Annotated in this window: 20 protein-coding genes and 1 pseudogene; 6 read left to right on the forward strand and 15 right to left on the reverse strand. The window is 34.4% G+C overall.

Annotation, left to right across the window (positions count from 1 at the left end; all coding sequences use genetic code 11):
- Positions 1-83 precede the first annotated feature (83 nt).
- The 15 genes from JNUCC83_RS05885 to JNUCC83_RS05955 all read right to left on the reverse strand — a co-directional run bounded on the left by JNUCC83_RS05885 (position 84) and on the right by JNUCC83_RS05955 (position 17112).
- On the reverse strand, positions 84-545 hold the full coding sequence (locus JNUCC83_RS05885; RefSeq protein WP_454461286.1) for a hypothetical protein: 462 nt from the start codon (positions 543-545) through the stop codon (positions 84-86).
- A gap of 96 nt (positions 546-641) precedes the next feature.
- Positions 642-2975: an HAD-IC family P-type ATPase gene (locus JNUCC83_RS05890; RefSeq protein WP_454461287.1), complete on the reverse strand. Its 2334-nt coding sequence runs from the start codon at positions 2973-2975 to the stop codon at positions 642-644.
- A 130-nt stretch (positions 2976-3105) separates the two neighbouring features.
- Positions 3106-3546, reverse strand: coding sequence for a hypothetical protein (locus tag JNUCC83_RS05895; protein ID WP_454461288.1), 441 nt, complete (start codon positions 3544-3546; stop codon positions 3106-3108).
- Positions 3547-3726: 180 nt separating this feature from the next.
- Positions 3727-6399, reverse strand: coding sequence for a cation-translocating P-type ATPase (locus tag JNUCC83_RS05900; RefSeq protein ID WP_454461289.1), 2673 nt, complete (start codon positions 6397-6399; stop codon positions 3727-3729).
- Positions 6400-6640: 241 nt separating this feature from the next.
- Positions 6641-8497 (reverse strand): LTA synthase family protein, encoded by a 1857-nt coding sequence (locus JNUCC83_RS05905; protein WP_454461334.1) that lies wholly within the window; start codon positions 8495-8497, stop codon positions 6641-6643.
- An 8-nt stretch (positions 8498-8505) separates the two neighbouring features.
- Positions 8506-9339: an NAD(+) synthase gene (gene nadE / locus JNUCC83_RS05910; RefSeq protein WP_454461290.1), complete on the reverse strand. Its 834-nt coding sequence runs from the start codon at positions 9337-9339 to the stop codon at positions 8506-8508.
- Positions 9340-9397: 58 nt separating this feature from the next.
- Entirely contained in the window at positions 9398-9724 is a 327-nt protein-coding gene (locus JNUCC83_RS05915; protein ID WP_454461291.1) for a hypothetical protein, read from the reverse strand.
- A gap of 135 nt (positions 9725-9859) precedes the next feature.
- On the reverse strand, positions 9860-10123 hold the full coding sequence (locus JNUCC83_RS05920; protein WP_079347925.1) for a type B 50S ribosomal protein L31: 264 nt from the start codon (positions 10121-10123) through the stop codon (positions 9860-9862).
- A 90-nt stretch (positions 10124-10213) separates the two neighbouring features.
- On the reverse strand, positions 10214-11485 hold the full coding sequence (gene rho / locus JNUCC83_RS05925) for a transcription termination factor Rho (protein ID WP_454461292.1): 1272 nt from the start codon (positions 11483-11485) through the stop codon (positions 10214-10216).
- A gap of 1 nt (position 11486) precedes the next feature.
- Positions 11487-12764 carry a UDP-N-acetylglucosamine 1-carboxyvinyltransferase gene (gene murA / locus JNUCC83_RS05930; protein ID WP_454461293.1) on the reverse strand — a complete coding sequence of 426 codons (1278 nt, stop codon included), beginning with the start codon at positions 12762-12764 and terminating at the stop codon, positions 11487-11489.
- Positions 12765-12958: 194 nt separating this feature from the next.
- Positions 12959-13825 (reverse strand): class II fructose-bisphosphate aldolase, encoded by an 867-nt coding sequence (locus JNUCC83_RS05935; RefSeq protein WP_454461294.1) that lies wholly within the window; start codon positions 13823-13825, stop codon positions 12959-12961.
- Between the two features lie 148 nt (positions 13826-13973).
- Positions 13974-15452, reverse strand: coding sequence for an aldehyde dehydrogenase family protein (locus JNUCC83_RS05940; protein ID WP_454461295.1), 1479 nt, complete (start codon positions 15450-15452; stop codon positions 13974-13976).
- Positions 15453-15570: 118 nt separating this feature from the next.
- Positions 15571-15927 carry a DUF1622 domain-containing protein gene (locus JNUCC83_RS05945; RefSeq protein WP_454461296.1) on the reverse strand — a complete coding sequence of 119 codons (357 nt, stop codon included), beginning with the start codon at positions 15925-15927 and terminating at the stop codon, positions 15571-15573.
- A 59-nt stretch (positions 15928-15986) separates the two neighbouring features.
- The gene (gene rpoE, locus JNUCC83_RS05950; RefSeq protein WP_454461297.1) at positions 15987-16592 is read right to left on the reverse strand and encodes a DNA-directed RNA polymerase subunit delta; all 606 of its coding nucleotides are present in this window, start codon (positions 16590-16592) and stop codon (positions 15987-15989) included.
- 76 nt (positions 16593-16668) lie between these two features.
- Positions 16669-17112, reverse strand: a complete 444-nt coding sequence (locus tag JNUCC83_RS05955; protein ID WP_454461298.1) for a YwiB family protein — start codon at positions 17110-17112, stop codon at positions 16669-16671.
- Between the two features lie 137 nt (positions 17113-17249).
- Here JNUCC83_RS05955 and JNUCC83_RS05960 point away from each other — a divergent pair, with 137 nt between their 5' ends.
- The 6 genes and pseudogenes from JNUCC83_RS05960 (at position 17250) to JNUCC83_RS05985 (ending at position 22344) form a co-directional block, all read left to right on the forward strand.
- Positions 17250-18104 (forward strand): lipoate--protein ligase family protein, encoded by an 855-nt coding sequence (locus JNUCC83_RS05960; protein ID WP_454461299.1) that lies wholly within the window; start codon positions 17250-17252, stop codon positions 18102-18104.
- Complete coding sequence (locus tag JNUCC83_RS05965) at positions 18105-19457, forward strand: HD domain-containing protein (RefSeq protein ID WP_454461300.1); 1353 nt, start codon at positions 18105-18107, stop codon at positions 19455-19457. It begins immediately after the preceding gene.
- A complete protein-coding gene (yidA, locus tag JNUCC83_RS05970; RefSeq protein WP_454461301.1) occupies positions 19447-20259 on the forward strand; it encodes a sugar-phosphatase in 813 nt (270 codons plus the stop codon). Before JNUCC83_RS05965 ends, yidA begins: the two co-directional genes overlap by 11 nt.
- A 110-nt stretch (positions 20260-20369) precedes the next feature.
- Positions 20370-20728: pseudogene (locus tag JNUCC83_RS05975) on the forward strand (helix-turn-helix domain-containing protein); the annotation flags it as partial.
- A gap of 87 nt (positions 20729-20815) precedes the next feature.
- Positions 20816-21013 carry an IS3 family transposase gene (locus JNUCC83_RS05980; protein WP_454461335.1) on the forward strand — a complete coding sequence of 66 codons (198 nt, stop codon included), beginning with the start codon at positions 20816-20818 and terminating at the stop codon, positions 21011-21013.
- Positions 21014-21102: 89 nt separating this feature from the next.
- Positions 21103-22344: an IS256 family transposase gene (locus JNUCC83_RS05985; RefSeq protein WP_454459153.1), complete on the forward strand. Its 1242-nt coding sequence runs from the start codon at positions 21103-21105 to the stop codon at positions 22342-22344.
- The last annotated feature ends 57 nt before the right edge of the window (positions 22345-22401 follow it).

Below are 22401 nucleotides of genomic sequence, written 5' to 3' on the forward strand. Positions count from 1 at the left end.
TTATTATTGTAACATCTCATGTTTACCAAAGCGAAACATTTTAAAAAGCACTGGCAAAATTAGCCAATGCTTTTTGTTTCAAACTATTTTCCCTCTAATAATTTAATCGACTCAATCGAATCCCCTGGTACTTGTGGTGGGATAGAAAATGTCAGTGCTGGCGTTTTTGTCAATGTAAATTCTATAAGCGTACCATTTTTTATTCTATCACTATGTTTGGTTTGATCAAACAGCTCTTTTGTAACATTTAACACGACACCGTTTGAATCAAGAACATCATGAATCGCATCAGGATCGCTAACAACATCGACCGATTCGAATGTTAACATAACCGTATCTTTATTCTCCACTGGATCCGATGTTAGTCTTCCTTCAAAGATAGGATTAGCTTCCATAGTAGTTGATTCATTTATTGAGCTTGAAGCAATCTCACCTGTGCGTTTAGTCGTTTGTCCCTCACTAGCAGATGTGCTTACTCCTGAAGAACAACCAGAGATAACAAATACTGCGCTCACTAACATACTACCTAAGACCATTTTTTTCATTTTACTCTCCCATAACAAACTGAACTTTATAATATAATTATATACTATATGAGAAATATATCTTTTTTAATAATAAAATATGAATTTTGTGTTAACTTATTCTTTTAGTAGTTTATGCACTATTTTTCGAATAGAATAAAAAGTTAAAATTGATACCAACATCAATGGGATGTAAACCATCGCTAATTGACCATTATAAATATTCACCAATGAGAAAATTTTATCAAAAAATGTAAAAATGCACAAGAACAATATGACTAATATACTTAAAAGCCCTTTAATCTTTGTTGTTAACGGCTTAGCTATCTCTCTTAAAACAATAAACCCAATAAACCCTGTTAATAAAACAGTAATCGTTGATTTTTCTTCATAAGACCATCCTAACATATTACCTATGACTTCAATGGCCATTGTCATCACAACAACCGTTAATCCACTTGCTAAAGGCGGTTCAAAAACATTTTTTAAGAATGTTCCCTTTATTGGCTGAGTGTTTGGTCTAAGTGCCAAGAAAAACGAAGGAATCCCCACAGTTAAAGCATTGATTGGACTTAATTGAATCGGTTGAAATGGGTATGGCGAACTAACAAATATATAAATCGCTGCTAAAAATAGTGAATAAACAGTTTTTGTTAAATAAAGAGAAGATACTCGTTGGATGTTATTTATGACTTGCCTACCTTCTAATACCACATCAATCATTGAATCAAAATTAGAATCAAGCAAAACAAAATCAGCAATACCTTTTGCTGCGTCACTACCATTTGCCATTACAATACTACAGTCTGCTTGTTTTAATGCTAAAATGTCATTCACACCATCTCCTGTCATACCAACAACATGATTTTGCTCTTGTAGTGCCGTCACAAGCTTTTTCTTTTGCTCGGGTGATACACGTCCAAAAATACGATGACGTTTCACAATATTTGGAATCTCATCATCAGAAATTTTACTCATATCAATTGACTTTTCTTCATGTGACACTCCTGAACGTTTGGCAATTTGAGATACTGTCTCAGGATGGTCTCCAGATATAATACAAATATCAACATCCTCTTTTTTAAAATAGTCCAATGTTTGTGGTGCTTCTGGTCTAATTTCATCTTCTAAATACACAAATCCCAACAACGTTAAATCATCAGGTAAGACTTGTGTCACTTCTGTTGTTGTACTTTTGGCTACAGCAATAATTCTTAAGCCTTTTTCAAATGCTTCTGACATTTTTTTTGTTTGTTTATCAGAAAATGTGTTAAATAAATACTCAGGTGCTCCCATAAAATACGTGTGATTATCATTAAAGGAAATCGCACTCCATTTTCTGGCAGAGGAGAATGGAACCTGTTTTTTAGGTGTTAATTGTCTATTAGTATCGTTAAAATAAGCCATTAATGCTAATCCAGTCGCATTGTCTTCATTTAACCCTTTAACCATTGAACCAATGATTTTAGAAAAGTCTTCTTTGGAATATTCATGGTCACTTGCTGGTTCAAACTCTACCACTTTTAATTGGCCGCTTGTCAGTGTTCCGGTTTTGTCTAAACATAGAACATCGACTCTTGCTAGTGTTTCTATGGCTCCCATCGTTTGAACTAACACTTGTTGACGACTTAGTTTAATCACACCAACAGCTAAAGCAACAGTCGTCAGTAATATTAATCCTTCCGGAATCATGCCCATAATTGCTGCAGTACTTCCCAAAATGGCCTCATTTAACTGAGTACCACTTGTGATACTTGTTATCATCAAAACGGCCCCTATAGGAATAATAACCATCGTAAGTAAACGAATCAACCGATTCATCATCATGATGAGTTCACTGTAGATTCCTTTAGTCTGTTTAGCTTCTACACTTAATTTATAACTATAACTTTCCTTACCAACATGTGTGGCTTGCATCAAGGCACTCCCACTGACAATAAAACTTCCAGAGTAGACTTGTGAACCAACTTTTTTTACTATGGGATCTGACTCACCTGTAAGTTGAGATTCATCGCATTCCATGCCCTCTGTTTCTAAAATAATGCCATCAACAACCACCTGTTGCCCTCTTTTTATAGTAATCAAATCATCTTTGACCACTTCATTTTGAGGGATTTCTAAGACTTTATAATTTCTAATCACACTAACTTTTGACTCACTCAATAAGCTCAGACGATCAATATTATTTTTTGCTTTTATTTCTTGGTACACTCCAACGAGCGTATTAGATATAATAACTCCTAGAAATAAAAGATTTTTATAACTGCCAGTAAAGATAATAAACCCAGCAATCACTAAATTAATAAAATTAAACAACGTAAAACTATTTTCGAATAAAATTTGTTTTAATGTTCGAGTGGTCTTGGGTATGGCTTGATTTACCTCACCACGTGCTATTCTGTTTAATACCTCTTCGTCAGTTAAACCTGGATAGGATTTTTTTTCGGTCATTTTATCCTCCCCCTAAAACTATTTATGTTATAAGAATACCATTTATTCAAAAAACTGTCTGTTTACTTAACTTTTTTATCAATTATTTAATGTATTAAAAAAAGAGATGACCGTTATCATCTCTTTTTTACTATTTATTCATAATAATTTGTGTGATTCGTTGAATACAAAATGAAATGCTATCAGTCGCCTCATCTTGTTTTATTTCAGATGTATTAAATGCCTCAACCTCAACTTTTGCATGTTCTGCGTCAATTGAGTCAACCATTTCTTGACATCCTTCAACATAATCCTTAAACGCTTTTTCCAGCTTTTTATGAATGCCTAATACCTTAACAGGTGCTTTTAAATGAAGTAATGAATTCTCCATCACACGGTATTCTTCTGTCCCAGTAGAAAATTGGTTTTTAATCTCTGTTAGTTGCTCAACAGATAAATTGGATAGTTTATCTTCATCAATAGCCTTACGAACAATTTCATATGATGGGTTCATTTGCTCCCCAACCTTTTCAGACTCTGTCACAATGGCATTGATTACTTGCAAATACTGTCCTATATTTGGCTTTTTCAACGTTATTCCCCTTTCTCTATTACCCTTGTTCATTTTACCTTTTTTTAAACAAATTTTAAAGGATTTATTGCAATCTTTTTCTAAAAATTACAACACACTAATTTCAATATTATAGATATACCTTTAGTTTGTCAATATAAATAAAAAACTACCCAAAATAGATTGGATAGTTTTAACGTCCTATTTATAAATTGTTTTTCTTTGTACCCATTTAACTAATTCTACGATTGGTAAAATAGCAAATGAGCCAATTAATACTGCTAACCATTGATGCCCGTCTAAGTGAGCTACTTTAAATAAATCGTTAAATCCTGGAACAACGATTGTTGCTGCCAGTAACACGAATGACAACAGGATGGCATAGTTAAAGATTTTATTTCTAAATGGTCCCACTTTAAACAATGACTCATGAACAGATTTTACGTTAAATGCATGGATTAATTGGATTAAACCAAGTGTTGCGTAAGCCATTGTTAACGCATCTGCATGAATGGCGTCATAACTAGTGTGGACTGGATTATTAATAGCATACATGTAGACACCTAACGTCAACCCAGCTTCTAAAATCCCTTGATAGATGATACTACTCATCACACCACCTGAGAAGAAATCAGAATCTCGTCCACGTGGTTTATGCTTCATGATACCTTTTTCAGCAGGCTCTAAGCCTAATGCAATCGCAGGGAATGTATCAGTTACAACGTTAATCCAAAGCAGATGGACTGGTAATAAAGTATCCCATCCAAGCATTGTCGCAATAAATAAGGTTAATACTTCCCCTAAGTTTGCAGCAAGTAAGTATTGAACGGTTTTTTGGATGTTAGAGAATACTTTACGACCTTCTTCAACCGCCACAATAATAGTTGAGAAGTTATCATCTGCTAACACCATGTCGCTAGCACCTTTAGATACTTCAGTACCAGTAATTCCCATACCTATACCAATATCGGCAGTTTTAAGTGCTGGTGCATCATTTACCCCATCACCTGTCATCGCTACAACTTTTCCATCTTTTTGCCAAGCTTTTACAATACGTACTTTATGTTCTGGAGACACTCTAGCATATACAGAATATTTCTCAATTGAATTTGCCAATTGTTCATCTGACATATTATTTAATTCGCCACCAGTAATCACTGCATCATGTTGACCTTCTTTTAGAATACCTAAACGAACAGCAATTGCTTCTGCTGTATCTCTGTGGTCACCTGTAATCATAATTGGTCGAATACCCGCTTCTTTAGCAACACGAACAGCTTCAGCAGCTTCTTTACGTTCTGGGTCAATCATTCCAACTAAACCAGAGAAAATTAAATCTTTTTCAACATTTTCACTAGTTAAGTCACTTGGAATCTCATCAACAATCTTATAAGCCATAGCAAGAACACGTAATGCTTGTGTGGCTAATTGTTTATTTGTTTTTAATATTAAGTCTTCTTCTTTTTTATCCATTGATTTTATGTCGCCATTAACATCATATGACACACAACGTTTTAATAATTCATCTGGTGCACCTTTGACAGCAACAAAGAATCGACCATCTGGTAATTTATGGAATGTTGACATTAGTTTTCTATCCGAATCAAATGGTACTTCTGCTAAACGTGGTTCTGCTTTCAATTGGGCGGCAACGTCAAACCCACGATCTTCACCATATTTAACTAACGCTGTTTCTGTTGGGTCACCAATTAATGTGCCATCATCAGAAATTTTTGTGTCATTACAAAACGTCATAATTTTTAATGTTGTATTATCTAATGGAATATCTTTTGAATTTCTAATTGACTCATTATTAGTAAATACTTCTTCAACAGTCATTTGATTTAACGTCAATGTTCCAGTTTTATCAGAGCAAATAATATCTGTACTTCCTAGTGTTTCAACAGCAGGTAATTTTCTTACTAACGCATTACGTTTAGCCATTTTTTGTGTTCCTAAGGCTAAAATAATGGTTACAATCGCAGGTAACCCTTCTGGGATTGCCGCAACTGCTAATGATACAGAGGTTAATAGCATTTCCATCCAATCATGTCCACCACGTAACATACCGACACCAAACATCACGATACAGATAAAAATAATCGCAATAGACAACACTTTACCTAATTTGTTTAAATTTTCTTTTAGTGGCGTATTTGTTTCGTCAGCTTGAGCTAACATGTTAGCAATCTTACCGACTTCTGTGTTCATCCCTGTACCAGTAACAACACCCACACCACGACCATATGTCACATTACTATTCATATAAGCCATGTTGATACGGTCCCCAATACCAACATCTTCTTTATCTAACACAACATCTTTTTTCTCAACAGGTACTGACTCACCCGTCAATGCTGCTTCTTCAATTTTTAATGACGCTGTTTCAATCAAACGCATATCAGCCGGAATCACATCACCAGCTTCTAGTAAGACAATATCTCCAGGAACTAAATCCGTACTTTTCACTGTTTTCGTTGTGTTATCACGACGGACATTAGCATTAGGGGTAGACATATCTTTTAGTGCTTCAATCGCTTCTTCAGCTTTTGCTTCTTGAACCACACCGAAAATTGCCATAATAAATACCACGACAATAATCATGATTGCCTCAACTTGGTCTCCCATAAAGAATGAAAGAACAGCTGCTGCTAATAAAATAATGATCATAAAATCTTTGAATTGGTCTAAGAATTTACTAAATAAACTCTTTTTCTTCCCTTCATCCAACTGATTATGACCATACTCCTTAAGGCGTTTGTCTGCTTCAGCAGTACTCAACCCATTAGGAGTTGTTTGCAGTTTTTCTAAGACTTGTTTGTCATCTTCGACGTAAAACGCATCGTTTAACTGCTTCTTTTTTTGATCTGACATCTCTTTTCCTCCTTTTAATTTGGCGCATCCCATAAGTCAAATAAAAAAAGACCTATGTATGCTTAACTACATACATAAGTCTCACTATTTAAGATAATACCAGAAATACATGATGATTTCGATTGGTGGCATTACCGCAGTATGTAGACTGCCAGTTACTCCCTTATGAATAATTCTAATTGATTATATCATGAAAGTTTTTAAACTACAATTAATTCATAACTTTCTTTAAAAATTCATCTTATGATTGAATATCAAACATTTTTTGACCATATTTTTCGCCAGATACTAAATCATACACAATCATTTGATAAGCTTCATATAACTCTCTTTCTTCTTTTGTAAACGAAACTTCTTTTTCCCATTTCCCATTAACGTAATACATTTGTTTTTCAAACGCTGGTAACATTTTTTGTAACTCTAATAACAAAACATTAAATCCTGTTTGCTCAACAGATGAAAACTTAGTAATTAAACTTGAAAAATAAAACGGACTCATGATTTCTTCTTTATGTACCCCTTTTGATAAAGTATCATAAATCAAATACTCCGTTAAATGGGTTGTAAATGGGTTGTTTTTTTCAACGATATCATCTGGGTAGATAGATGGCAGATGATCTCCCCAAAACACAACAATGGTTTGTTGATCTAATTCATTGATTTCCGTAATAAATTGTTTCAGCGCATCAGACGTATAAGAAATATCCAATGCATAATTATCAATGGATGCATTTGATGTAGACGTTGTTAAGGTATAAGGTGATGTCGTGTATTTGTTATTATAAGGCATATGTGTCTGCATGGTCACAAGATGGACAAATGATGATTTGTCTGATTCTTTTATAATATCAAGTACCTCATTAAAAGCTGAGGAGTCAGAGATATATCCATTATCAGATAATTTATCTTTATGCGTCATGGTGTTTTCATCTAAAAATTTGTTAAACCCTAACACATTGTACACATCTTTTCGTTTATACATCGATGTATTATACGGATGTATGGCCACCGTTTGATAGTTTTGTTGCTCTAAACTCGACACAATAGATGGAAACTCAGTTTTCTTAGGTAACATCATCGTGTAAGGTGTCGTCATCTGAGGATTTAGTAATGCCATAGAAATACCTGTCAACGCTTCAAATTCAATATTTGCCGTTCCACCACCATAGTTTTGCGACAACATCTCACCAGAGTAGACCGAATTACGAGCGACTTCTCTAAAATTAGTAATTGGACTTTTGTTTAATTTAATACCATCTAATTTGTCTGGATCTGAAAAACTCTCAGACATGATAAACACAACATTTGGTTTATCTTTGGCTTGTTTCTTTGCATTGTTTTCTTTTGCTAGTTTGTTGTACTTTGTCACGATTTTTTCAACAGCTTCTTTTGAATAGCCTTTGGGTTCATCCATTGCCTCAACATTTAAATTGTATAAAAATCCACCCATAAAGCCTGTATTATAGTAATTCATTTTTTGACTATATGGAATCCATAAAGCTGTCTTGTTAAATTCTTTACGCAATAGATTATTAGGATTGTTAAACTGACTTGCATATAACAGTCCTGCCAGAGAAACCACGAAACAAATAAGGCGAATGATTTGTTGCTTTTTACTCAGACGAAGAGAACGATATAGAGCATATAAAAAACCAAGTAATGCAATAATAATTATTACAATAGCTAAAATAAAATAAGTAGTTCCTATAATATCTTTCATCATAGTAAACTCAAATATCATTTTCAAGTCATCTGGATAGATGGGTTCCATTCTCAACAACATTTTTTGGCTGTTGGCGACTCCTAATAAGCCAATACTAATCATATAGGTACTATTTCCCACAAGGAACGAACCACTCAAACTAATTAGAAACATATCTAAAAATAAAAGCACTAAGGTTCCAAGTAAGAATTTTTCAACATGCCACTGAGTCGAAAATTTCCAAGCTAGTGAAAAGTCCCAAGTATTTTGACTTAATTGTAAATAAAAATTACTGACATAAACGATGATTAATGTGAATAATATTTTAGTGAGTGGGTGGGTGATGAGTCGCTTGAACCATGATTTTTTCTTATGATCTTCTAATCTTTTTTGTATCCTTGTCTCTATCTTACCCAAAATGTATCTCCTAGAGTAATTGGTAAATGTCGTTTGTGTTCTGATTTTTTGTACCAATTTTCAATAACTTCTTGATCTGCTTTACTCACTTGTTTTCCTTCTAAATAATCATCAATGGCATCATAAGTCACACCTAGAGCATCTTCATCTGAAATCATTGGTTTGTTTTCTTCTAAATCAGCTGTTGGAATTTTCTCATACAACGAACTATCTGCTTTTAGTTCTTGTAACAAAGCTTTTCCTTGTCGTTTGTTTAATCCAAAAAGAGGTAAAATATCTGCAGCTCCATCACCAAATTTTGTAAAAAAGCCAGTGATATTTTCTGCCGCATGGTCAGTTCCGATAACTGCACCATTTTTTTGGCCGGCGATAGCATATTGGGACACCATACGCTGTCTTGCTTTAATATTACCTTTATTAAAGTCACTGATATCTATACCCGATTGTTCTTTCAATTCTTTCACTAAAGCATCCACACTTGGTTTAATATTCACAACATATGACTCGTCTGGTTGAATAAAATCCAATGACTTTTGGGCATCTTCTTCATCATTTTGCACGCCATAAGGTAAACGGATAGCAATAAATTTATATTGACTATCACCTGTTTCTTCTCTTAACTCACTCATAGCCATTTGTGCTAATTTTCCAGCTAAAGTGGAATCTTGTCCCCCACTAATCCCTAAAACATACACTTTTAAAAATGGATGGGCTAACATGTAGTCTTTTAAAAATTGAACACGTTTCATTATTTCATCTTTTACTTCTATTTGAGGTGCTACTTGTAAATTTTTTATAATTGTTTGTTGTAAATCAGTCATATCAATCTCTCCTTATAATTAACCCATATTTTACCATAATTATACAAGACATAGACAATCATTCATTCTTTTTTAATACTTTTGATAAAAAATTAGCAGAAAAAAGAGTCTGTGCCTTTTCAAGTGGCAACCAATACACGATATGACTATGGCTTAATTTTGGAATTATTGTCTTTGGTGATAGCGATGCTCGGTAAAGAAATAATGTGTCATTTTGTTCAAAATATTCCTGAGTCGTCTGCTCTATAATATCAATTAATTCAATATGATTAAAAGCTAAATCCAATTCTTCTTTACCAAAGCGTTCGATTGATTCTATCGTTGTTTCAGCAACATGTGGCTCCACCTCAAGAAGATGTTTTTCACCACTTTTGGAAGCATACACTAAAAATTGATTATGATGTTCTACCCATATGATGACTCTAAATCGTTGATTACCTTACGAATCATTCATCTAATCATTCCTTTCAAAAAAAAAAGATTCCTGATAATATACCAGAAATCTTTTTGACACCGAAGATTACTCTGCAGCGTTTTCGTCTTTGAGACCATATTTTTTGTTGAAACGATCCACACGTCCGTCTGCTTGTGTAAATTTTTGACGTCCTGTATAGAATGGATGTGAATCTGAAGTAATTTCGACACGAATGACTGGGTATGTGTTGCCATCTTCCCATTCGATTGTTTCTTCAGATGTTTTAGTTGACCCAGATAAGAATTTGAACCCTGTTTGTGAGTCCATAAATACTACTGGATGATATTCTGGATGAATTCCTTGTTTCATATTTCTCTCTCCTTTGCCCTGATTCATTTGCTGAAACAGAGTTATTATTACAACGATATTATATTAACATGTCCGTCTTATTTTAGCAATTTATTTTTTTAAAAAAGAGACATCTTTAAATGTTTCAAAAAATGTTGCATTGTCTTTTGTTTTTTTCAAGAATGTCAACAATTGGTTAGTTGAATTGATTGAATCGCCTTTCATATGACGACGCAATTTCCAAATTTCTTCTAAATGAGTTGGTGCCATGAGTAATTCTTCTTTTCGTGTACCTGAGCGTTTAATATCAATCGCAGGAAATACACGTCTTTCAGATAATTCTCTTGATAAATGAAGCTCCATATTCCCAGTTCCTTTAAACTCTTCATAAATCACGTCATCCATACGACTTCCAGTGTCAACTAAAGCAGTGGCAAGGATAGTTAAACTACCGCCTTCTTCAATATTTCTAGCCGCACCAAAAAATTTCTTTGGTTTATAAAATGCTGCAGGATCAATCCCTCCACTTAACGTTCGACCACTTGGTGGAATAACTAAGTTATAAGCTCTGGCTAAACGTGTGATACTATCCATTAAAATGACAACGTCACGCTTATCTTCTACCAAACGTAGAGCTCTTTCTAAAACAAGTTCGACAACTCGTGTATGATTTTCTGGCATCTGATCAAAAGTAGATGATACCACTTCACCATCAACACTTCGCTCAATATCTGTTACTTCCTCTGGTCGTTCATCAATTAGTAACACAATTAATTCCACATCCGGATAATTTTTCGAGATGCCATTAGCAATTTCTTTAATGACACTTGTTTTACCAGCTTTTGGCGGGGCAACAATCAATCCGCGTTGACCAAATCCAACTGGAGCAAACAAGTCAATCATTCGTGTAGAGAGAGCTGTCTTAGTCGTTTCTAAAATGAGCTGTTTATCCGGATAAAGTGCGGTTAACGCCGGAAAATGAGGACGTTGTTTGGCTTCTTCTGGATTTTTACCATTAACTGTTTCAACATGCATTAAGCCATAATAACGCTCGGATTCTTTTGGCGGTCTTGCTTTACCTGCTACTTTATCTCCATTACGTAATCCAAACCGTCTAATTTGAGAAGAAGAAATGTAAATATCTTCTTTACTTGGTGTATAGTTAATTGGACGCAAAAAACCATAACCATCGTTTGATACGATGTCCAAAACACCTTCAACCACGAAAAATCCTTGTTTTTCAGCTTGTGCACGGATGACTGCTAAAGATAGCTCTTTTTTATTCATTTGACTATAATACGGAATTTTAAAATCTTTTGCATAAGCATAAATTTCTTTTAGGGTTTTTTGTTCTAATTCACCCATCGTTAAATAATCGCGCATATTATCCCTCTTTATTTGTGCCTTCTTCCATACGGATGTCAGCACCTAAATTTGTTAGTTTATCGATAATGTTGTCATACCCTCTTAAAATATTGTCAACGTTCGAAATTTTAGTTGTCCCACTAGCCATCAATCCAGCTGTCACTAAGCAAGCTCCTGCTCTTAAATCACTGGCAGTCACCTCAGCCCCAATTAGCTCTAAATCTTCCTGGCCATTTAGTAAAATCATCTTACCTTCAATATTTGCATTAGCTCCCATACGAACTAGTTCTGGAATATGATTGATTCGTTGCTCATAGATGGTGTCTGTTACGATACTTTTACCATTAGCTTTTAAAAGAAGTGGCGTTATTGGTTGTTGTAAATCTGTCGCAAATCCAGGATATGGTACAGTAGTCACATTAATTGGTTTTAAATGTTTTACAGGATGAACCTCTATGCTATCCTCACGAATAGTCATCGGTACACCCATCTCGTCCAATTTAGAAATGAAACTTTCTAAGTGTTCATAGATAACATTTTGCACCACAACCCCATCACCACATGCAGCAGCTAACGCTAAATAAGTCCCAGCTTCGATACGGTCAGGGATAATTGAATGTCGACAGCCCTTTAATTCTTTTACGCCATCAATTCGGATTTCATTTGTTCCAGCTCCACGAATTTTTGCTCCCATATTATTTAATAAAGTGGCAACATCAATAATTTCTGGCTCTCTAGCGGCATTTTCAATGACCGTTCTACCATTAGCTTTTACAGCAGCTAACATCACATTAATCGTTGCGCCAATTGATACCATATCCATATAAATACGTGTACCTTCTAAGCCATCTGGCGATTTCAAATATGTTGCACCGTGTTCAGTTGTCACAACTGCTCCAAGAGACTCAAATCCTTTGATATGCAAGTCAATTGGGCGTGGTCCAAGATAACAACCACCTGGTAAACCGACAACTCCTTCACCAAATTTTCCTAGTAGTGCTCCCATAAAATAATAAGATGCTCGTAAACTATTGATTTTTCCACTTGGCATAGGAATAGATACCATATTTGTTGGATCAATTATCATGGTGTGATTTTCAAACGTTACCTTTACACCCATAAGTTCTAGTATTTCTTTTAATGAATGAACATCTTTAATATCTGGAACACCTTCTAAAATAACAGGAGAATCTGCTAAAATTGCCGCAGGTATTAATGCAACAGCGCTATTTTTTGCTCCACTAATTGTAACAGTTCCTTTTAATTTTTTACCGCCGTTTATAATTATTTTTTTCATTTGTTTATAATGACCTCACTTTAGTCTTGAAAAAAGCCGCTTAAAATAAGCAGCTAAGTTTATTTCAATATTCACATACATAGTTGTATTCTATCATACTCTATAAATGAAAAAAAGCGATTGGAAAATTTATTTATGGACAAAAAAAGAGCAACCGACATTTAGCCAGTCACTCTTTATCTATTTAGGTTAGATTATGCCTTACCGTTTGAACCAAACCATTCAATACGTTCTTTTACTAAATCAGTTACAGCTTTAGTACCTGGCGCTAATAATTTACGAGGGTCAAAACCTTTACCTTCTAAGTCTTTTCCTTCTTCGATATATTTACGTGTTGCAGCAGCAAATACTTCTTGACATTCAGTGTTAACGTTAATTTTTGATACGCCTAAAGAGATTGCTTTTTGGATTTGGTCTAATGGAATACCAGAACCACCGTGTAATACCATTGGTTTACCATCAATTACTTCAGCAATTTCAGCTAAACGATCAAAGCTTAATCCTGCCCAGTTTTCTGGATAAGCACCATGAATATTACCAATACCTGCAGCTAAGAAGTCAATTCCTGTTTCAGACATCGCTTTACATTCAGCTGGATCTGCTAATTCACCAGAACCAATAACGCCGTCTTCTTCTCCACCGATTGATCCAACTTCACACTCTACAGAAACACCTTTAGCATGAGCTTTAGCTACAACGTCTTTTGCTTTTTCTAAGTTTTCTTCAAATGGTAAGTGAGAACCATCAAACATTACAGATGTGTAACCAATTTCGATACATTTTAATGCATCTTCATATTCACCATGGTCTAAGTGTAATGCTACTGGAACTGTAATTCCCATTGAGTCAATTAAGTCTTTAACTAAATCGTAACATACTTGGTAGCCACCCATATATTTTGCAGCACCCATAGAAGTTTGAATCATTACTGGAGAATTAGATTCTTGTGCACCTTGTAAGATCGCTTTAGTCCATTCTAAGTTGTTTGTGTTGAATGCACCGACTGCGTATTTACCCTCTTTAGCTTTTTTTAACATTTCTGTTGCTGATACTAATGCCATAATTAAATTCCTCCTATTATGTTATCACTCTATTTGGTATAGGTGATACTTAACTAACACAATTATTTTAACACTGTTTGCTTTTTTTTGCTAGTCAAATCACAATCTTTGACGTTATTTTCAGAAAATTTTATTTTTGATTATTTTCTTAATATAAATTGAACCCTGTTTCTTTTGTATCAATATAAATATTTTTAAATTGGCTGTAAGCATCAAGAATTGCTTTATGCGTTTCTCGACCTATACCAGATTTTTTATACCCACCAAATGGTGCACCAGCAGGAATTTGATTATAAGTATTTACCCAAACGCGACCTGTCTCCATACTACGACTTACTTTGAGTGCTGTGTTGATATTTTTAGTCCAAACACCCCCACCTAAACCGTATTCAGAATCATTCGCCATTTTAATTACTTCATCAACTGTTTTAAATTTGATGACGACTGCTACAGGGCCAAAAATTTCTTCTTGAGCTACTTCCATATCATTTGTTACATTTGTTAAAAGTGTTGGTGCAACATAACAGCCCTTGCCTAAATCACCGTCGAGACGTTTTCCACCAGTTAAAATAGTTGCACCTTCTTTACGACCTACTTCTACGGCATCTAAAATTTTATTGACTTGTCCCTCATTTACTTGAGCACCCATTTGGACATTTTCATCAAGTGCATCCCCTACAACTACTGCTTCAAATTTTTCTTTTAATTCAGAGACAAACTTATCGTAAATACCTTCTTGTACAAAGATACGAGATCCAGCACAACATACTTGACCTTGGTTAAATAAAATACCAAGTTGTGCTCCCTCAACAGCTTTTTCAAAAGGCATGTCATCAAAGAAAATATTAGCAGATTTCCCACCTAATTCAAGCGTTGCTGGAATTAATTTATCAGCTGCTGCACGAGCCACTTTATAACCTACTTCTGTTGATCCAGTGAAAGCCAACTTATTAAAACCGTCGTGTTGCAACATATAATCGCCAGATTTTGAGCCCTTACCTGTAATTAAATTTAGCACACCATTTGGTAGCATTGGACCAATCAACTTAACTAACTCTAATAAACTTAAAGAAGTAGATGATGACGGATGAATAACAATTGTATTTCCTGCTGCTAAAGCTGGTGCTAATTTCCATGCAGCCATGAGAATTGGAAAATTCCATGGAATGATTTGTCCCACAACACCAATTGGTTCTCTTAAAATCAGCGTTAAAGTATCCTTATCTAAGGCTTGAGCAGAACCTTCCTCGCTACGAATTACTCCAGCAAAATATCTAAAATGATCAGCACTAAGTGGCACATCAACCGTTTTAGTTTCACGAATTGGCTTACCATTGTCTAGTGACTCAATATAAGCAAGGTGTTCCATATTTTCGTCAATTACATCTGCAATTTTCAATAAAAGATTACTTCTATCTACCAGTGACCAATCACGCCATGCTGGTAACGCTTTTTGAGCAGCTTCAACGGCCGCATCAACATCTGCATCGACAGCATCAATAAATGTTCCAATTTTTTCACCATTTACCGGAGAAAAACTATCAATCGTTTCACCTTTAGCTCCTTTTGTCCATTTCCCATCAACAAACAACTCATATTCTTTGTATATGCCATTAATAACCGCCATATCAATTCTCCTTTTGCTTTTTTTTATTTTGGTATAGTTATAATTGTATATGCTTTCATTTTAAAATTCAACCATTATGCTCAATAAAAAAGAGTAGATTTCTCTACTCAAAAGCGGTTTAATTTTTAGGTTCTACGTCATTCTCCAAATTTTTCTGTTCAATTTCTTTTCCCAAAAAGTATGAGATTGCCGTGCGAATAACAACAATTCCTCCAAGAATCACAATATCTTGAGTCGTTGGGTTTAATATTGTTTCTATTATATCTGAGGCAATCAAGACTTCTAAACTCAGTAAAATATATGATCCTAGATACAATTTTATTTGATTATTCCTTAAAGATATCTCTTCTCTAGTTCCACTACTAAATTCATTTTTAGTAAAATCTATCATTGCTTTAGCCACACCAACTAATAAAATAATAACTGAAAACGTATTAAGCACAAAAATTAGTTTATTTACAACATCATGGATCATTTCATTTTCTCCTTTTTCTATGGATAAGCAAAAAAGAGCATCATACGATACTCTTTTTATTATAATTCTTCGTTATCCTCATCATCGTCATCATATAAATCATCTTCTTCAACGATAGTTAAGTCTTCTTCTACACCTTCTGGCACATCATCATCAACATCATTATCAGCACCTATCTCAGATAAGTCTGTCGTATATTCTTTAATTTCTTTTGTTTCGTCTTCTTCATCCTCATACAACTCATCATCATCGTCATCATGATCTACTAAGTCTAAATCTTCTGGATCATCATCATTATAGTCAATTGCATCATCATCTGTTGCGATGAAAGCATTAACTTTTTTACGTTTCTTACGACGTGGTGTTTCTTCTTCATCTTCATCCACACCAGATACTTCCTCATCAATTGAGTCGATTGGGTACCAACTACGTAATCCCCAACGATTATCTCCTAAAGATATGAAGCTGCCATCGATATTTAAGTCTGTGTAAAATTGCGGCAAAATGTCACGAATTTCACTGTCTGCTTTTTCTAAGTAATTTTGAATTTCATTCACTAAATCACTAAAATCAATGATATCTCCACGTTGCTTTAAGATTGCATGTGCAACTTCAATCATTGATAATTCATTTTTATTTACGCCCTCAAAAGCTTTAATTTCCAACTGACACACGTCCTTTCACAGTCTACTCTTTATCATACAATAACTGATGTTTCTTTGCAATTTAAAATTTTATGAATTAATGTGACTCGCTATAATTTAGCACTAAATGATACGCTCCTAAATTTTCATCTCCAGCATATAAATCATAATCTATCATTAAACTGCCTGAGTACGGTTTGTCTTTCAAACTAATATGTAAATGATTAGTCATCGTTGATATGTGCATCATCCCATAAGGCGTTGCGTATGTGGTTTCTCGTCTTTCTTCGTATGAAAAATTTAGCTTCATCTTGACTTCACCTGAGCGAATCAAGGTAACCTCACCATTGGGATGAATTTTTATCGTGACAGGAACAGCTGTTTCGACTCCTTCTAATAGTTCTTCATAACGCAAATAAATGATGTCATTAATGACGACCATATGACCTGTGACTTCAACGATAAATTCTTTCAATTCATTTTCTTGTGTTACTTCTGTTTTTACTAAAATATTAACTGGTGTTTTTTCTCTTTGAGACAATCATTTCACCTCTTTATCTTTTTATTTATTTTGTCCTTTTTTAAATAGTTTGTCAAACCATTGTCATTTTTCTTAAATCCTTTTCGTTTCTTGAGAGAATCGGTATAATGAAGACAACAGAAAAAGGAGTTGTATATATGTCGTCAAAATCATCTGTTGTTTTATTTGAACAACTGAACTTAACAAATGAAGAAAAATACCATCCATTTATTTTAACCGATATACTGGCAGACTACGCGGGAGAACTTCAAATACCTATTGTTCATTTTTGGACAATGAGCGACCAATTAATATTAGGGATGCAAGATACTCGTGTTACACATCTAGATGACGCTATTCGCTCTGTCGAAAAAAATCATTACCACCCAGTTGTACGAAATTCTGGTGGATTAGCTGTGGTAGCTGATAAAGGTATTTTAAATTTTTCAATGATTTTACCACAAGAATTTACAAATCAAACAAGCATTAATAGTGGCTATGAAATCATGAAATCTATTTTATCATCTGCTCTTTCTGACTTTAATGTCTCCGTAGACTCGTTTGAGGTCGTTGACTCCTATTGTCCTGGGGAATTTGATTTAAGCATTAATCAGAAAAAATTTGCTGGGATTGCTCAACGACGCATAAAAAAAGGGCTAGGAATTATGATTTATATCAGCGTCAATGGTAACCAAGAAAAACGTGGTGAACTAGTAAAAGAATTTTATGAGGCTGGATTAAAAACAGACTTTGGCAAAGGACCCTTCCCACCAGTCAATCCTGATTCTATGAAAAATCTATCCGACTTATTAAATCATGACCTGAGCGTAGAAACAATGCAAACTCTTATTTTAAAAGCGGTGAGTGAATCATTTACACTTAACCAAGACGAACAAAACGCATTTGATGCTTTTATAAACTCGAAAGAAACAAAAGAAGCCTATCAAAAGGGGTTTCTGCGAATGGAACAACGAAACGAAGGCATTAATGCTATTTTAAAGGAGATTAAATAATTGATTGAAAAAGTATTTAGAGACCCTATCCACCACGATATCAAAGTGGAACATCCAATTATATTAGAATTGATTAACGCAAAAGAATTCCAACGTTTGAGACGAATTAAACAACTTGGGACAACATCACTCACGTTTCATACAGCTGAACATTCAAGATTTGGCCATTCACTTGGTGTGTATGAAATCACACGACGCATTTGCAATTATTTTAAGAGAAACTATAGTATCGATGAATTTGGTGAAGATGGTTGGGACGACTCTGAGCGACTCATTGCCTTATGTGCTGCTCTACTGCACGACGTTGGACATGGGCCATATTCTCATACATTTGAAGCTATTTTTAAAACCAACCATGAACAATTTACAGTCGACATCATCACGTCAAATCATACCGAAATAAATCATATTTTGCGCCAAGTATCAGAAGACTTTCCACAAAAAGTAGCGAGCGTGATCGCAAAAACTTATCCTAATAAGCAAGTCGTTCAATTGATTTCAAGTCAAATTGACGCTGATCGCATGGACTATTTACTACGAGACGCTTATTTTACCGGAACAGAGTATGGAACCTTTGATTTAACACGTATTTTACGCGTCATTAGACCGCATAAAAGTGGGCTTGTTTTTAAAGTAAGTGGCATGCATGCTGTGGAGGATTACATCGTGAGTCGTTATCAAATGTACATGCAAATATATTTTCATCCGGTATCTCGTGGTATGGAAATGGTCTTGGATAGATTATTGCAACGAGCACAAGATTTATACACAAAAAATAAAAATTATTTTGCAAAATCCTCTCCTCTACTTGTTCCATTCTTATCTCATCAGTTTACATTAGAAGATTATTTGGCTTTAGATGATGGGGTACTAACTACGGCATTTCATATGTGGAGTCAATCAGATGATGCCATCCTAACTGATTTATCAAAACGCTTTTTAAACCGTGTGCCATTTAAGTCAGCGACGTTTTCAACGGATACATTTACGATGATTCCTGATTTACAAGAACTCGTTGAAAAAGTTGGCTTTGACGAAACCTACTATACTGCGATTAACTCTAGTTTTGATTTACCTTATGATTTTTATAAACCTGAAAAATCAGAAAATAAGACACAAATTGAGTTGATTTACCCAGATGGAGAATTGATTGAATTAGCGAGTGCGAGTGAGTTAGTTCACGCAATCGCTGGAGAAACAAAAGGCGATCAACGTTTTTATTTCCCTAATGAAATGCTTGCATCAGGGACGTTAGACAACTATACTTTATTTGAAGACTCCATTAATACGTTTAATCAATCAATAAAAAATGGAGAAATAATTAAAAAGGACGTGTCATATTTTGGGAATTAAAATGGTAACAATCGATATCGATGGAACACTAGTCGATTCTGAAAGAAAACTTACACCAGCAGTAAAAGAAACAATAAAAAAAGCATCTGATCAAGGGATAGATATTGTACTAACAACTGGTCGACCATCTATTGGTGTCATCGATTTAGTCAAAGAACTTGGCCTTGAAAATGATCATAGCTTTATCATCACTTATAATGGTGGCATGATTCAAAACGCTGGTACAAAAGAAGTAATTTTGAGACACTCATTGTCTTTAGAGGATTATCAAGATGTCGAATTATTATCTAGAAAATTAGGCGTGCATTTTCACGTTCAAGATGCTGATACAATGTACACAGCCAATTCAGACATCAGTCCTTATACCATTAATGAAGCTACTATCACAGGTATTCCATTACAATATAAACCTGTTAATGAAATGACTAAAGACATCAAACTTGTCAAAGCAATGATGATTGATCATGAAGACATTTTGGATGCAGCAATTAAAAAAATCCCACAAGAATTTTATGATAGATTCTCCATTGTTAAAAGTGCGCCTTACTACTTAGAAATACTTGATCCTAAAGCAACTAAAGGCGAATCAGTAAAAGAATTAGCAGAACACTTAAACATCAAACAAGATGAAGTTATGGCAATCGGAGATAACGAAAATGACCTATCCATGATTGAATATGCTGGAATTGGCGTTGCCATGGGTAATGCTTTAGATAGTGTTAAAAAAATTGCTGATAAAATCACAAAAACTAACGACGAAGATGGCGTTGCTTATGCCATTAACGAATGGGTATTAAAATAAGAAAAAGAAAACCAGTCACTATTAAAGGAACTGACCCCAAAAGATGAGACAAATATAAAAACGCCCCTGTTGAATTCATGTAAAATGAATTTAACGGAGGTGTATTTTTTATGGTTAAAAGGATTGCTTATCCAGTAGAAGTAAAAGAAGAAGCTATAAAAATGAAACTTGAAGGTAAAACAACATCAGAAATTATGAATAAACTCAACATTCGGAATAAAACTCAGGTGAAAACATGGTGGAAATGGTATAGAAATGGAGAATCTTATCGATTCTCTCAAGGTGTGGGAAAACAATATACTTATGGAAAAGGTAATGAACACTTTTCACCTTTAGAAGTTCTAGAAAGAGAAAACAAGTACTTGAAACAGGAAATTGATGTTTTAAAAAAATACAAGGAGTTGGAAAGGATGTGGAAAAAGAAGTATTCATAAATTTAGTTGATTCTTATAAAGGAAAACTATCTATAACATGGTTATGTCACTATTTTGGGATAGCTAGAAGTACTTACTATCGTTGGTCTAAGAAAGAATATGTTGCCGATAATCGAATTAAAATGATTGAGCAGCTGTGTAAAGAAAACAAGTTCACTTATGGTTATCGAAAAATCACTTTTTTACTTCGTAAAAAGATAAAAGTGAATCATAAAGTTGTTCAGCGTATTATGCAAAAATATGGATGGAGTTGTCAGGTGAAAATAAAGAAAGAAAAACGTCCTGGTTCTATTTATTTTAAAACTACTAAGAGAGTGTAATATAAACTGTGTAAGTAACCTACCATCCTAGGTAGTGGGTTGCTTCGCGGTTTTTCTTTTTTTACAATAGATTAAAGGAGTGAGAAGCTGTGGCTAAAAAGAAAAGAGACCAAAAATCAGCGAAGTTAGCTCAATCAATTATTGACATCTATCAACCAGAATCGGTTGAAGATATGCAAGAAGCTTTAAAAGATGTTTTTGGACCGATGTTTGAAGCTATGCTACGTGGAGAATTAGATAATCATTTAGGTTATGAGAATCAGTCAAGACAAGAAAAAGAAACTCAAAACAGACGGAATGGATATGGAAATAAAAAGTTAAAAACAAGTTTCGGTGAATTAGACATTCAGGTTCCAAGAGATAGAGATGCTTCTTTTGAACCAGAAATTATTCCTAAAAGAAGCAAAGACGTTTCAAGTATTGAAAGTAAAGTTCTTTCTATGTATGCCAAAGGCATGAGTCAACGAGATATTGCCTCGACAATTGAAGATATTTATGGCTTTACTATTTCTCATGACATGGTGTCGGATATCACAGATCAAATATTATCAGAACTTGAGGAATGGCAAATCAGACCTCTGGCCAAATGCTATGCCTTCTTGTTTGTTGATTGTATGTATGTCACTCTAAGAGAAAATTATGAAGTGAAAGAATGTGCAGTGTATACAATTCTTGGCTATGATTTAAAAGGAAATAAAGAAATTTTAGGCCTTTGGTTAAATCAAACAGAATCAAAAAACAGATGGATGCAGATTTTTGATGAGATTAAAGAGCGTGGAGTTGAAGATATTCTATTTATTTCAATGGACGGCGTATCAGGACTTGAAAATGGTGCTAAAGCTATTTTCCCAGGCGTTGTGGTTCAACGTTGTTTAGTTCATTTAGTTAGAAATGCCCTTCGCTATGTACCAAGTAAGAGTTATAAAGAAGTTTGTAAGGATATGAAGTCTTTTTACAGCGCTTCTTCTTTAAAGGCTGCTCAAACAGCTTTTGATACCTTTCAAACAAAGTGGGCTATTTATCCAGGAGCTGTTGATGTTTGGAAAAGAAATTTTCAACATGTTGAACAACTATTTGATTATGGATCAGCTATTCGAAAAATAATGTACACAACAAATGCTGTAGAGAGTGTTCATTCAAGTTTCCGTAAGGTAACTAAAAAAGGCGCTTTCCCTAATGAGAATGCCCTTCTTAAGCTGCTATATCTTCGAGTAAAAGAACTTCAAAGTAAATGGGAAGGTGGACACGTTCACAATTGGGCTATGGTGCTTAATCAATTAACTGTTAATGATTCTTTTTCAAAACGAGTTGAAAAATATAATCGGTACTAATCAAAATAGGTTGGATATATATAATTTGACAACGAGTCTCTCGTCCTGTGAATTTTT

It is taken from the genome of Vagococcus sp. JNUCC 83 (genome assembly GCF_053667615.1).

Coding starts and splice junctions, on each gene's coding strand:
- JNUCC83_RS05890 (WP_454461287.1), bottom strand. CDS start 2,975: ATGACCGAAAAAAAATCCTATCCAGGTTTAACTGACGAAGAGGTATTA.
- JNUCC83_RS05945 (WP_454461296.1), bottom strand. CDS start 15,927: ATGATCCATGATGTTGTAAATAAACTAATTTTTGTGCTTAATACGTTT.
- JNUCC83_RS05900 (WP_454461289.1), bottom strand. CDS start 6,399: ATGTCAGATCAAAAAAAGAAGCAGTTAAACGATGCGTTTTACGTCGAA.
- JNUCC83_RS05960 (WP_454461299.1), top strand. CDS start 17,250: ATGTCGTCAAAATCATCTGTTGTTTTATTTGAACAACTGAACTTAACA.
- nadE (WP_454461290.1), bottom strand. CDS start 9,339: ATGACTGATTTACAACAAACAATTATAAAAAATTTACAAGTAGCACCT.
- rho (WP_454461292.1), bottom strand. CDS start 11,485: ATGCGCGATTATTTAACGATGGGTGAATTAGAACAAAAAACCCTAAAA.
- JNUCC83_RS05885 (WP_454461286.1), bottom strand. CDS start 545: ATGAAAAAAATGGTCTTAGGTAGTATGTTAGTGAGCGCAGTATTTGTT.
- JNUCC83_RS05980 (WP_454461335.1), top strand. CDS start 20,816: ATGATTGAGCAGCTGTGTAAAGAAAACAAGTTCACTTATGGTTATCGA.
- JNUCC83_RS05920 (WP_079347925.1), bottom strand. CDS start 10,123: ATGAAACAAGGAATTCATCCAGAATATCATCCAGTAGTATTTATGGAC.
- JNUCC83_RS05940 (WP_454461295.1), bottom strand. CDS start 15,452: ATGGCGGTTATTAATGGCATATACAAAGAATATGAGTTGTTTGTTGAT.
- murA (WP_454461293.1), bottom strand. CDS start 12,764: ATGAAAAAAATAATTATAAACGGCGGTAAAAAATTAAAAGGAACTGTT.
- JNUCC83_RS05935 (WP_454461294.1), bottom strand. CDS start 13,825: ATGGCATTAGTATCAGCAACAGAAATGTTAAAAAAAGCTAAAGAGGGT.